This window comes from Zoogloea sp. JDB1, assembly GCF_056724025.1.
The window spans coordinates 4,414,818-4,427,523 of the sequence record NZ_CM161496.1; the positions used below are offsets into that span (position 1 = coordinate 4,414,818).

General features: G+C 61.5%; 9 protein-coding genes and 3 tRNA genes. 6 read left to right on the plus strand and 6 right to left on the minus strand.

What is annotated here, in order from left to right; all coding sequences use genetic code 11:
- Positions 1 to 135 precede the first annotated feature (135 nt).
- From AC1PPK_RS20015 to AC1PPK_RS20035, 5 genes are all read left to right on the plus strand, one after another.
- A tRNA-Leu gene (locus AC1PPK_RS20015) sits at positions 136 to 220 on the plus strand.
- Between the two features lie 162 nt (positions 221 to 382).
- Positions 383 to 467, plus strand: a tRNA-Leu gene (locus AC1PPK_RS20020).
- A 137-nt stretch (positions 468 to 604) separates the two neighbouring features.
- Positions 605 to 689: transfer RNA gene (locus tag AC1PPK_RS20025), tRNA-Leu, on the plus strand.
- A 119-nt stretch (positions 690 to 808) separates the two neighbouring features.
- Positions 809 to 1,159, plus strand: coding sequence for a hypothetical protein (locus AC1PPK_RS20030; RefSeq protein ID WP_481114769.1), 351 nt, complete (start codon positions 809 to 811; stop codon positions 1,157 to 1,159).
- Positions 1,160 to 1,355: 196 nt separating this feature from the next.
- Positions 1,356 to 4,778 carry a bifunctional diguanylate cyclase/phosphodiesterase gene (locus tag AC1PPK_RS20035; protein WP_481114770.1) on the plus strand — a complete coding sequence of 1,141 codons (3,423 nt, stop codon included), beginning with the start codon at positions 1,356 to 1,358 and terminating at the stop codon, positions 4,776 to 4,778.
- Here the strand turns inward: AC1PPK_RS20035 and AC1PPK_RS20040 are convergent.
- The 5 genes from AC1PPK_RS20040 to AC1PPK_RS20060 form a co-directional block, all read right to left on the minus strand.
- Positions 4,775 to 6,652, minus strand: a complete 1,878-nt coding sequence (locus tag AC1PPK_RS20040; protein ID WP_481114771.1) for a putative bifunctional diguanylate cyclase/phosphodiesterase — start codon at positions 6,650 to 6,652, stop codon at positions 4,775 to 4,777. The genes AC1PPK_RS20035 and AC1PPK_RS20040 overlap by 4 nt on opposite strands.
- A gap of 211 nt (positions 6,653 to 6,863) precedes the next feature.
- Complete coding sequence (locus AC1PPK_RS20045) at positions 6,864 to 8,660, minus strand: acyl-CoA dehydrogenase (protein WP_481114772.1); 1,797 nt, start codon at positions 8,658 to 8,660, stop codon at positions 6,864 to 6,866.
- A 61-nt stretch (positions 8,661 to 8,721) separates the two neighbouring features.
- Complete coding sequence (locus AC1PPK_RS20050) at positions 8,722 to 9,387, minus strand: energy-coupling factor ABC transporter permease (protein ID WP_481114773.1); 666 nt, start codon at positions 9,385 to 9,387, stop codon at positions 8,722 to 8,724.
- A 26-nt stretch (positions 9,388 to 9,413) separates the two neighbouring features.
- The gene (locus tag AC1PPK_RS20055; RefSeq protein WP_481114774.1) at positions 9,414 to 10,355 is read right to left on the minus strand and encodes an FAD-binding protein; all 942 of its coding nucleotides are present in this window, start codon (positions 10,353 to 10,355) and stop codon (positions 9,414 to 9,416) included.
- On the minus strand, positions 10,355 to 11,104 hold the full coding sequence (locus tag AC1PPK_RS20060) for an electron transfer flavoprotein subunit beta/FixA family protein (protein WP_481114775.1): 750 nt from the start codon (positions 11,102 to 11,104) through the stop codon (positions 10,355 to 10,357). The genes AC1PPK_RS20055 and AC1PPK_RS20060 overlap by 1 nt, the downstream gene beginning before the upstream one ends.
- A 230-nt stretch (positions 11,105 to 11,334) precedes the next feature.
- Between AC1PPK_RS20060 and AC1PPK_RS20065 the strand changes: the two genes are divergently transcribed.
- Positions 11,335 to 11,928 (plus strand): TetR/AcrR family transcriptional regulator, encoded by a 594-nt coding sequence (locus AC1PPK_RS20065; RefSeq protein WP_481114776.1) that lies wholly within the window; start codon positions 11,335 to 11,337, stop codon positions 11,926 to 11,928.
- On the opposite strand, the gene AC1PPK_RS20070 is transcribed toward AC1PPK_RS20065, so the two are convergent.
- The gene (locus AC1PPK_RS20070; protein ID WP_481114777.1) at positions 11,903 to 12,703 is read right to left on the minus strand and encodes a TatD family hydrolase; all 801 of its coding nucleotides are present in this window, start codon (positions 12,701 to 12,703) and stop codon (positions 11,903 to 11,905) included. The genes AC1PPK_RS20065 and AC1PPK_RS20070 overlap by 26 nt on opposite strands.
- Positions 12,704 to 12,706 lie beyond the last annotated feature (3 nt).

Here is a 12,706-nt window from a genome sequence, read left to right on the forward strand (position 1 = left end):
CGGCAGTGGGAAGTCGTACTTCTCGCACTCGCGCTCGAAGAAAGGATCGCTGCGACGCAGCTTGCTCAGTTTTCTTGTGTTTTTTGATTTAAATATTGACACGGATAATTTTTACTCTATAATTCTCGGCTCGTTGCCCAGATGGCGAAATTGGTAGACGCGCTAGTTTCAGGTACTAGTGCCGCGAGGCGTGGAGGTTCGAGTCCTCTTCTGGGCACCAAAAATACAAAAGCCGGTCCATGTGACTGGCTTTTTGTTTGTTTGTTCAACGCACAATGCATTGGAACAGGCTGAAAGCGGGCTCGTCTCGTTTCTCACTGCAGGAAAGTTCTCTTGAATAGCTTGCATCGGGATCAACTTGTTCTATAATAGCGCTTTCGTTGCCCAGATGGCGAAATTGGTAGACGCGCTAGTTTCAGGTACTAGTGCCGCGAGGCGTGGAGGTTCGAGTCCTCTTCTGGGCACCAAAATTCAAAAAGCCGGTCGTTTGACCGGTTTCTATTTTGCAGGATTCGTCGAAGTATCAATTTGACGAATTCAGGCGAGAAAAGTTCAAAAAGAACTTGCAATAAAGAAAATACCACCTATAATGGTGGTCTTCGCTGCCCAGATGGCGAAATTGGTAGACGCGCTAGTTTCAGGTACTAGTGCCGCGAGGCGTGGAGGTTCGAGTCCTCTTCTGGGCACCAAAATTCAAAAAGCCGGTCGTTTGACCGGCTTTTTTGTTATTAGCTCTCCCTTCCATCCATTGGCAAAGCAGCGCACACTGACACAGCTGACTGTCGCATGCGCGCCGCACGGGAGAGCAATGATGAGCAGGACTTCTGCCGAGCGCCAGGAGGGTATCTGGCGTCTCCTGTATCGCTATCTCTGGCCTTTCCCCTACTTCCGGGACGTAAGTCGCGGCACGCTGCTCGAACGACAACAGAACTACCGCTACAACCGGCGCATGGGCATTCACCACCTACCCGGCTTTGTCGCCAAATGGGTGTGCCTGACGCTGTTCTTCTTCGTCCTCGGTGTTCTTTGTGAGCAATTGCTTGAAGTCGTCCTCCCTGCGGCCTGCTGCTACGTAACAGGAACCTGGACGCTGACTATCGTCGTACAGCTCTTGGTTGCCTGGTTATGGCTATGGCGCTTTCCCGAATTGAGCCGATGAGCCACCCAATCATTCGGCCGGATGCATACAAGCTTCGATCACTTCACGCTGATATCCCTTTTTGGGTTGTGGAAATATCCCCGTTGGAGTTAGGCTCTGCCGCCGCCAAAGAGCCCATCATCGCTCGCGGCACGAGCTGCGGAGCCTGAACAGCCACACCGCAAAATCCAACCCTTCAAAACGATGTCCGTCCGACATGAGCGCCGGGCACTGGGAAAGCATGGCCGACAATCCGCGTAGCAATGAAATGCTAGGCTGGCTCAGGAACCAGCATGCACCTGCCACATATTTGCTGCTCTTCGTCGTTGGTGTCGGTGGCATCCTTCTCTCGGTCCTCCTTGGCCGCCTGGATTCAGAGCGCCAAGCGAGCGATGCCCGTGCCAGGGCAACCGGCGAACTGGCCCGCATCAGCGCCATGCTCGAAGGGCAGGTCCGCAGTACCTTCGGAACGGCCGAAGGCATTTCGCACATGCTGAGCATCGACGGCGACATTTCCGATGCACATTTCTACGGCATGGCCAGGATGGCCATCGCTTCCGCATCGCACATCCGCAGCATCGCCCTCGTTCCCGACGACGTGATCCAAAGGATTTATCCCCGGGCAAACAACGAAAAGGCTCTGGGAACAAACCTCAGAACGATTCCGGAACAATACGCCGCGATACAGCGTGCCCGGAACAGCCGTCACGCGCTGCTTGCCGGCCCCCTCAATCTCATCCAGGGTGGGGTAGGACTGATCTACCGGCAACCCATCTTCACCCATCCCCTCCGCGCGGCGCCTCGTTACTGGGGCACGATGTCGATCGTCACGGATCTGGAAAACCTCATCCGGGCCAGCGGAATTTCCAACGACGCCTCGCTTCGCCTGCTGCTGCGTGGCAAGGATGGCCTGGGCAGCGACGGCGAGGTGATCTGGGGCGACACAGCCGTTCTGTCCGAACACCCCGTCAGCCTGACCGTCATGGTCCCCGGCGGCACCTGGCAACTTTCCGCCATCCCGCGCAATGGTTGGCCCAGCCATGCACCGGCTGAATCCCCACTGTTCCTGATCTCGATCGCCAACACGGCCCTGGTGCTTTTTTTCATCGCCCAGTTGATGCGGCGCAACACCCTGATCAGGCAAAGGAACCTCCGCCTGTCCCAGGAAATCGCCGAGCGCGAGGAAGCCGAATCCTCGCTTGCACAAAGCGAGGTCCGCTTCCGTACCTTGTTCGAGCATTCCCCTGACGCAACGTGGGTCATTGATGGCAACGGCCGCTTCATCGAAAGCAACGACGCCGCACTGGCGCTTTTCGGCTTTTCCGACCGCGCTCAGTTCCAGGGCATAACCCCGGTGGAACTCTCTCCAGAACGGCAAGCCGATGGCAGCAGCTCTCCCGAAAAGGTGCGGGAGATCCTCGACATCACGCTCCGGGCTGGGCAGCACCGCTTCGAGTGGCTCCACCGCCGTAGCGATGGGCATTGCTTCCCAGCGGAGGTGACGCTGTGCGTGATCCCGCTCAGCGACGGCCCCATGATCTACGCGGTGGCCCGGGATATTTCCGAGCGCAAGGCGACCGAGGAGGCGCTGGGTTTGCAGCAAGCCCTGCTGCAAACCGTTGTCGATCACGCGCCGTCATTAATCTACGTCTTCGACAAGGACGGCAATCTCCAATGGTCGAACCGCTGTTTCGAGACGGCCATGGGGGCCTCACTGGACACAATGAGAGGCATGCCGCGGGAACATTTCCAGCCGGCCGACCTCGCCCGATTGCAGCGGACTAACGATCTGGCCGTACTGGCAGAGGGCCAGGCCATGCGCTTCGAGGAACAACTGGACGACCACGGGCAACAACGCACCTATCTGACGACCAAGTGCCCACTCCCTGGCGCCGATGGGCAGCCCCAGGCGATCCTGGCGATCTCCACGGACATCACGGAGATAAAGCAGACCACAGAGCAACTGCGCCTGGCCGGCGTCGTCATCGCCAATACCGCCGACGCGGTAATGATCACCGACGCCCAAAGCACCATTCTGTCGGTCAACCGTGCGTTCACCGATATCACCGGCTACAGCGCCGAAGAGGCCATCGGCCAGACGCCCCGTCTGTTGCGCTCCGACCACCAGCCGCCTGAGTTCTATCGGGCCATGTGGGAGACCCTCCGCGACACAGGGGGCTGGCGCGGCGAAATCTGGAACCGCCGCAAGAATGGCGCACTCTACCCCGAGTGGCTCACTATCAATGCAGTCAACGACGACGCCGGACATCACGTGAACTACGTCGCCGTCTTCTCTGATATCTCGGCGATCAAGCATTCCCAGGCCGAACTGGAGCGCCTGGCCCACTACGATCCGCTGACCGACCTGCCCAATCGAACCCTGTTCCACCACCAGCTTCAGCACGACCTGGACCGCGCGGTCCGCTACGAGCGCCAACTCGCCGTACTGATCCTGGATCTGGACGGCTTCAAGACCGTGAACGACAGCCTGGGCCACCCCGTGGGCGATTGTCTGCTGCAGCAGGCCGCAGAGCGCTTCAAGCGCTGCCTGCGGGTCGAGGATACCGTTTCCCGTTTTGGTGGCGATGAATTCGCGGTGATCCTCGGCGATCTCGGACAGGACACCGACGCCGTCGCCGTCGTCAAGAAGATCCTTCAGGCCCTGCAGGAACCCTTCGACCTGGACGGCCACGCAGCCCTAGTTACCGCCAGCATAGGGATCGCGATTGCACCCACCGATGGCCGCACGCCGGAAGAGCTGGTCCGCAATGCCGATACCGCCATGTATGGCGCCAAGGAAGGTGGCCGCAACAGTTACCGTTTCTACCAAGCAGAGATGACCCGCCGGGCTCAGGATCGCCTGACCCGCGAGCGCGCACTGCGACGCGCACTGGAGGAAAAGGAATTCGAACTCTGGTATCAGCCCAAACTCAACCTGGAAAGCGGCCGCATCAGCGGGGCGGAGGCCCTACTGCGCTGGCGGGATCCTGAGCGGGGCATGGTGCCCCCGGCCGAGTTCATTCCGCTGGCAGAACGCACCGCACTGATCATCCCGATCGGCGAACTGGTGCTCGACACCGTTTGTGCTCAGATCAGGCTGTGGCGGAAGACCGGACTGGAGACCGGGCGCATCGCCATCAACGTCGCCGCCCTGCAGATCGAACGCAGCGACTACGTGGATACGCTGGCCAGTGCGCTGGCCCGCCACGGACTTCCGCCCGAGGTGCTTGAAGTGGAAGTCACCGAGAGCCTGATCATGGAGAACCCGGAGCATGCCCGCCAGGTGATCCACGCCATCCAGGATCTGGGCGTGACGACGGCCGTCGATGATTTCGGCACAGGCTACTCCTCCCTCGCCTATCTGAAGGTGCTGCCGATCAACAACCTGAAGGTGGACCGGGCCTTCGTCTCCGATCTACCCCACGACGAAAACGACGTGGCAATCACCCGCGCCATCGTCGGCCTGGGCCAGACCCTGGGCTTCGAAATCACCGCCGAGGGCATCGAGACCGTCGAGCAACTCGAGTTTCTGCGCAGCATCGGCTGCAACCACGGCCAGGGCTATCTGTTCGGCAAGCCCATGCCCGCCGCGGAATTCGAAGACTGGATCATCCGCGGCCAGCACGGTGAGGGCATTTAAGCAGCAGCCAACTCAAGGGCCCCGTGCGTCGCCAGCCAGCTCGGAAAACGTTCCGCTTCGATCGGCCTGGAAAACAAATAGCCCTGCCCCTCGTGGCAGCGCATCTGCTGCAACACAGCCACCTCGGCCAACTTCTCGATCCCCTCGGCAACGATCGCCAGCGACAGGCTGTTTGCCAAAGCCACGATGGCCCGGGCGATCGACTCATTGACAGGGGTGCTATCGATGTCGCGCACAAAGGATTGGTCGATCTTCAGGCGATCGATAGGGAAGCGGCGCAGGTAGCTGAGGCTCGAAAAGCCGGTACCGAAATCGTCGATGGCCAGGCGAACGCCGAGCGCCTTGATCTCATTGAGGGTACGCAGCATCTCCTCGACATCCTTCATCAACACGCTCTCGGTCAGTTCGAGCTCAAGCAAGCCGGGTTCGATGGCGAACTCGGCGAGCAGCGCCTTCAGGAAGCTCACAAAGCCCTTCTGGCGGAGCTGCAAGGCCGAAATGTTGACCGCCACCGGCAACGGTTCCACCCCCTGTGCCCGCCAAGCATTCAGTTGAGCCAGCGCCTGCCTGACCACCCATTCACCAAGCTGAATGATGAGCCCGCTCTCCTCGGCCACCGGGATGAACTGCATCGGCGGAATCAACCCGCGTAGCGGATGACGCCAACGCACCAGCGCCTCCACCCCGCGAACCTTGCCGCTCGCCAAATCGACCTGAGGCTGGAAGAACAACACCAGCTCATCCCGCTCGACGGCGGTGCGTAACTCGGTTTCGAGCGACATGCTGGCCGGGTTGTAGGTATGCATCTCCGGAGAATACGAACAGAAACCGTTGCGGCCGGCTGACTTTGCCTCATACATGGCCGCATCGGCCTTGCTCAGGATGTTATGGATCTGGTCATCGTCGTGCGGATAGATCGCACTGCCGATGCTGACCGTGGCCACCAGGGAATGGCCGAGCATCTCGATCGGCTCCCGCATCGACGCCACGATCCGGTCTGCCACCAGTTCGGCCTGCCCGGGGTTCGACAAGTTCTCCATCAATACCACGAACTCGTCTCCGGCCAGTCGGGCCACGGTATCCACCTGACGGGCAGAAGCCTTCAGGCGCGCAACGATGCGACGCAAAACCTCGTCACCGGCACTATGACCAAGGGAGTCGTTGATCTGCTTGAAGCGGTCCACGTCGATGAACAACAGGGCTACCAGACTTCCCTTGCGGTCGGCCTCCAGACAGGCCTGCTCCAGACGATCGGCCAGCAGCGCCCGATTGGGAATCCCGGTCAGGGCATCATAATGGGCCAGGTAATACAGTTCGGCCTGCTTGCGCTGGGTGATGGTGTCGAGCAGATCGTGGCCGTTGGCGATCCCCATGTAGCGCCCCTGCCGACTGACCACGAAGCCCGTCACCATGTGCTGCATGCCGGCATCGATAATCATCCGCGCCGCATCCTCCACGGTGCTGCCTTCATCTACGATCAGCGGCGGTGTACTGTCGTACTGCTCATAGGCAAGCAATTCGACAATGTTACGGCGACCGAACAATTCCCTAATGTAAGGACGCCCGAAAAACTCCACGAAGGACTTACGATCCAGCAGCGCCACTGGGCGCGCCTGCTCATCCACGACAGGCAGGGCATACAAGCCCGCATCCACGAAGAAACGATCGAGGGCACATTGGCACGACGCACTTACGGACAGGGCATCCATCGCTCGTACCAGTTGGCGCACGGTCGTCGGCTGCTGCAACTGGCCGTTGAAGACATACGCCGCGCGACGTGGCAAGAATGTGGAAGACGCTGGTGTAGGGCTCATAAATTGCGAAGCCGGCCCTGAAGGCACATCCGCCAACCCGGACCGGCTCACCGAAAACACGGGAAACCCAGATACTGCGCATCAAATATTACAGAGCGACGACACTCGCCGCGTATCTGCCCATTACTCGGCCGATGAACTCATGCCATTCAATTGAAAGGATTTTTTCGAAAATCGAGACAAATGCAATAGGAACAAAACAAAAAAGCAAAGGCCGCCCCACCAGGGAGCGGCCTCGCGAACCGAATTGGACGAATCTAGTTCCGAAACGTCAGAACTGCGCCTCGTCCAGAGCCAGCGCGGCAGCCGCACCATTGACCACCGCGTAGGCCAGGCCCGGAGCCTGGGACAGCACGTGATCCGCGTAGAACCGTGCAGTTGTGATCTTGCCCTGATAGAACGCCGCGTCGCCCGCCCCTTCCGCCACCCGGCGGGCCGACACCAGTGCGGCACGCGCCAGTTGCCAGCCACCGGCCACAATACCGAACAGCTTCAGGAACGGGACCGAGCCCACCGACGCCGCCTTGATGTCATTGCCAAAAGTCGCCACGATGTAGTCGACGGCCTCCTCCACAGCACCGATGCCGGCCGCAAGGGATTTGCGGATCGCTGCGAACTCTTCGCCCGCAGCTTCCGCCAGCTGGGCCTCGACCTTGCGCATCTCAGCCACCACGCCCTTGGCCGTCAGCCCGCTCTCGCGAGCGATCTTGCGACCGATCAGGTCGTTGGCCTGGATCGCAGTCGTGCCCTCGTAGATCGCCGTGATGCGGGCATCGCGGAAATGCTGGGCCGCCCCGGTCTCCTCGATGAAGCCCATGCCGCCATGCACCTGCACGCCAGTGGAGGTAATCTCGATTGCGCTCTCGGTGAGCCAGCCCTTCACCACCGGAATCATCAGATCCACGAAAGCCTGGTTCTGGGCCCGCACGGCCGCATCGGCGTGGTGGTGGGCATGGTCGGTCGCGGCACCGACCACATAGGCCAGCGCGCGCTGGGCTTCAATTTGCGACTTCATGCTGAGCAGCATGCGGCGCACATCCGCGTGATGGATGATGCTGACCTTCGGGCCGCCGCGCACTCCAGCCTCGGTGCCTTGGACACGGTCCTTGGCATAGGCCAGAGCCTGCTGGTAGGCCCGCTCGGACAGCGCCAGGCCTTCCATGCCGACGGCAAAGCGTGCCTCGTTCATCATGATGAACATGTACTCCAGGCCACGGTTGGCCTCGCCGATCAGCGTGCCGATGGCGCCGCCCTTGTCGCCGAAAGCCAGCACTGCCGTCGGGCTGGCATGGATACCGAGCTTGTGTTCGATGGACACGCAATGCACGTCGTTGCGCTCGCCCGGCGTTCCGTCGGCATTCAGCAGGAACTTCGGCACGACGAACAGCGAGATGCCCTTCACCCCTTCCGGTGCGTCCGGCAAGCGGGCCAGCACCAGGTGGATGATGTTGTCGGTCATGTCGTGCTCACCGTAGGTGATGAAGATCTTCTGACCGAAAATCTTGTAGGTACCATCGCCCTGCGGTACCGCACGGGTACGCACCGCCGCGAGATCAGAGCCGGCCTGCGGCTCGGTGAGGTTCATGGTGCCGGTCCATTCACCGCTCACCATTTTGGGCAGGTAGGCCGCCTTCTGCTCGTCGGTCCCGCACAGCTTGATCGCCTCGATGGCGCCGGTGGTCAGCATCGGGCACAGAGAGAAGGCCATGTTGGCCGACTTCCACATCTCCATCACCGCGGTAGACACCAGCTTCGGCAGGCCCTGGCCGCCGAACTCCGGCTCACAGGCCAGCGCCGTCCAGCCGGACTCCGCAAACTGCGTATAAGCGTCTTTCCAGCCTGCAGCAGTGCGTACCTCTCCGTTGTCCCACTGGGCACCTTCCTGGTCGCCACTCCAGTTGAGGGGCGCAAGCACCCCGCTGGCAAACTTGTTGGCTTCCTCGAGGATCGCATCCACCACATCGGCGGTCGCCTCCTCGCAGCCCGGCAGGGCCGACACGGCGTCGAGGCCGGCCAGTTCCTTCATGACGAACTGCATGTCACGGATCGGTGCGTTGTAGCTGCTCATCGTTCTTTTCTCCACACGGTGTTGTTATTTGGTTTCTGGTGGCCGCGAAGCCGGGGCACTGCTATTTGTTCATCAGATAGAGACGATCATCGAAACTGGCGACCCACTCCGGGCGATAGATGACCATCAGCGTCAACGCCATGCCCGACAGCCAGGCTTCCGCAAAGCCCAGCAGCAGGAAGAACGGCAGATATTCGGACAGGAGTTTGTCGGCCGAATAGGCACCGGCCGAGAACAGCATCAGGGACGCGATCAAGCCCTGGATCAGAACGATCACCATCGCGCCAATGAAAGCGTTGACGAAGATATATACGAAGAAGTGCTTGGGCAGCCACCGTTCCACAAGACGGAAATACAGGGAGCCCAGTGCCACCGGCACAATGCCCATGGCCAGGAAATTGATGGGGACGGCGGTCCACTCTACGCTGCCGTTCAGCGTGACGCCGGTCAGAGCAAGGGCCAGTACGACAAGAGCCAGCTGCGGCCCAAAGATCAGCGTCGTAGCCATCGCCCCGAGGATGTGGAGGTTGAGACCGGGATACACGCCGGCATTCAGGCTCCACAGCAGAGTGAGAATGACGGCGGCGCCCGCCAGGGCATTCAGCTGATGCCCGTCGAGCATGCGCCGCCACGGGGCGGTCCGGATCACCCACGCTCCGACCCCCAGTCCGCAAAGACAGGCAAAGATGTGCCAGCCTGCAGAGAAGAGGTCAGGAGCGAAGTTCATTCAGCCAGCCCCGGCTCCGGGCGTCCTCAGACGGCGGAGGTCAGTTGCGGCACCGCCTCGAAGAGGTCGGCGACGAGGCCGTAGTCGGCCACTTGGAAGATCGGCGCTTCCGGATCCTTGTTGATCGCGACGATCACCTTGGAATCCTTCATGCCGGCCAGGTGCTGGATAGCGCCGGAGATGCCGACGGCCAGGTAGAGCTGCGGCGCCACGATCTTGCCGGTCTGGCCGACCTGGTAATCATTGGGCACGAAGCCGGCATCGACGGCCGCGCGGGACGCGCCAAGGGCGGCGCCAAGCTTGTCAGCCAGCGGCTCGAGCAGCTTGTGGTAGTTTTCGCCGCTGCCCACGCCACGACCACCGGAGACGATGATCTTGGCAGCGCCCAGTTCCGGACGGGCAGACTTGGTCAGCTCACGACCGACCAGCTTGGACAGGCCCAAGTCGGCAGCCGCAGCCACGTTCTCGACGGCAGCCGCACCGCCCTCGCCCGCAGCCTCGAAGGCGGTGGTACGCACGGTGATGACCTTGACCGGATCAACCGACTTGACGGTGGCCAGCGCATTGCCGGCGTAGATCGGACGCACGAAGGTGTCGGCGGACTCGATAGCGACGATCTCGGAGATCTGGGCCACGTCGAGCAGCGCGGCGACGCGCGGCAGCACGTTCTTGCCGAAGGTGGTGGCGGGCGCCAACACGTGAGTGATGGCACCGGCGGACGCCTGTACCGTAGCGACGACCTGGGCAGCCAGGTTCTCGGCGGCCTGATCGGCAAAAGCAGCGGAATCCGCTACCAGCACCTTGGCCACGCCAGCCACTTTGGCAGCCGCTTCGACGACAGCCACGGAGGCAGAGCCCGCTACCAGCACTGCGACGTCGCCGCCCAGTTTGGCGGCAGCGGATACGGTGTTGAGGGTTGCGCCCTTCAGGGACGCATTGTCGTGCTCGGCAACAACCAGAATCGTCATTACAGCACCTTCGCTTCGTTCTTGAGTTTCTCGACCAGCTGAGCCACATCAGCCACCATCACGCCGGCACTGCGCTTCGGCGGCTCGGCAACCTTCAGGGTCGCCAGGCGGGGGGTCACATCGACGCCCAGGTCAGCCGGCTTGACGGTTTCCAGCGGCTTCTTCTTGGCCTTCATGATATTCGGCAGCGTCGCATAACGCGGCTCGTTCAGTCGCAGGTCGGTAGTGACCACGGCGGGCAGAGAGATCTCGAGGGTCTCCAGGCCGCCGTCGATTTCACGGGTCACGCTCGCCTTGCCGTCACCCACCGTCACCTTGGACGCGAAGGTGGCCTGCGGCCAGCCCTTCAGCGCAGACAGCATCTGACCGGTCTGGTTGGCATCGTCGTCGATAGCCTGCTTGCCGCAGATCACCAACTGGGGTTGCTCCTTGTCGCACAGCGCCTTCAGCAGCTTGGCCACGGCCAGCGGCTGCAACTCGACATCGGTCTCGACGAGGATGCCGCGGTCGGCACCGATAGCCATCGCGGTACGCAGGGTTTCCTGGCAGGCACCCACGCCGCAGGAGACAGCCACCACCTCGGTCGCCACACCGGCTTCCTTCAGGCGTACTGCTTCTTCGACCGCGATTTCATCGAACGGGTTCATGGACATCTTGACATTGGCGATGTCCACACCGGATCCATCGCTCTTCACGCGTACCTTGACGTTGTAATCGACCACGCGTTTAACTGGAACCAGAATCTTCAATGCTGCGCTCCTTCCATTTGTAGAGGTTCTCCACCATATTCTGGATCTACCGCAGGCATCGACGATTCGACCTCCTGCCGGCAAACCTGTTCTCCGACCGCTGCTTACGCCGACAATCCGGTGCTGACACGGAGACGGACCAGCAAAGCCGCGAGCTTCTCACAGGCATCTTGCTTTGTCACTTTCCGTACGGTAGCGTATGGGAACTACACCCGTCAATGCTACACCGTATGGAAAAACCGCCCCGCCTTCAGCTCGACCGTGACTCATGGATCCAATCCGCCCTCGACACACTTGCCGACGAAGGTGTCACCGGCGTCCGCGTCGAAGTGCTGGCCAAGCGCCTGCATGTAACCAAAGGCAGCTTCTACTGGCACTTCAAGGACCGCCAGGACCTACTCTCCGGTGTGCTCGAGACCTGGAAGGACGGACGCATCCGTGACATCGTCAAGCAGACCCGGCCCATCGCCGGCGACGAGGAGGCGCAGATCTTCCACGTCATTGATGTGTATAGCGCCAGCCGCAACCGCAAGGGCATCCTCATCGAACTGGCGATGCGCGAATGGGCGCGCCGCGATACGGCTGCCGCATTGATCGTCGAGGAAGTGGACGCCTGGCGCCTGCGCTGCGCCCGCGAACTATTTCTGGCCGCTGGCATGCCGATGCATGAGGCGTCAACCCGCAGCATGCTGCTCTACGCTTACGTCTTCGGTATCTCGATGATGAACTGCGAGAAATTCGACGGGGACATTGCCCGTATGAAGGACGACATCCGCCAGCTCATCGCCTGCAACCGTCCTACGACCCCGACGCCACAGTCCTGAATCCTGGCAGCTCCGCCAGGCCGGGAATCGCGTCGACCGCATTATCCCCCGTTGCGGCGATCACGGCATCCATGTCGATACCGCGCAACGTCGCCAGTTCCTGCGCGAAACGCGCCAGGTTGGCCGGATCGTTGCGCCCGCCGGTGCACCACGCGGGCGGAATGTCCGGCGCGTCGGTCTCCAGCACGATGGAAGAAAGCGGTAGGCTCGCCGCCAACTCGCGGATGCGCCGCGACCCAGAGTAAGTCATCGCCCCGCCGAAACCGAGCTTGAAACCCAGCTTGATGAAAATCTCGGCCTGCTGCCGACTACCGTTGAAAGCATGGGCGATGCCGCCGCTCACCCGGATCTGGCGCAGGCATTTGAGGATAGCGTCCTGCGCGCGCCGGACATGCAGCACCACAGGCAGGTCGAATTCCCGCGCCAGCTTGAGCTGGGCAATGAAGAACGCTGTCTGGCGCGGCAGGTCGCCGTCCGGGATGAAGCCGTCCAGGCCAATCTCGCCGACCGCCACCGCCCCGCCCCGTGCCAGGCCATCGCGCAGCAGCTCCAGATCCGACTCCTGCGCACGGGCCACGTACATCGGATGAATCCCCAGCGCGTAGCGGCATTCCGGCAGCCGGCCGGCCAGGTCGACGACCTTCGCGAAGTTGGCCGCCTCGACGGCCGGCACCAGCAGACCGCTCACCCCTGCCGCCCGGGCCGCGTCGAAAACGGCAGCGCGGTCCGCGTCAAACTCCGCGGCATCCAGGTGGCAATGGGTGTCGATCAGCACGGG

What these genes read in the sequence shown, in the direction of transcription:
- AC1PPK_RS20030 (WP_481114769.1), top strand. Translation starts at nt 809, where the DNA reads ATGATGAGCAGGACTTCTGCCGAGCGCCAGGAGGGTATCTGGCGTCTC.
- AC1PPK_RS20035 (WP_481114770.1), top strand. Translation starts at nt 1,356, where the DNA reads ATGAGCGCCGGGCACTGGGAAAGCATGGCCGACAATCCGCGTAGCAAT.
- AC1PPK_RS20045 (WP_481114772.1), bottom strand. Translation starts at nt 8,660, where the DNA reads ATGAGCAGCTACAACGCACCGATCCGTGACATGCAGTTCGTCATGAAG.
- AC1PPK_RS20050 (WP_481114773.1), bottom strand. Translation starts at nt 9,387, where the DNA reads ATGAACTTCGCTCCTGACCTCTTCTCTGCAGGCTGGCACATCTTTGCC.
- AC1PPK_RS20055 (WP_481114774.1), bottom strand. Translation starts at nt 10,355, where the DNA reads ATGACGATTCTGGTTGTTGCCGAGCACGACAATGCGTCCCTGAAGGGC.
- AC1PPK_RS20065 (WP_481114776.1), top strand. Translation starts at nt 11,335, where the DNA reads ATGGAAAAACCGCCCCGCCTTCAGCTCGACCGTGACTCATGGATCCAA.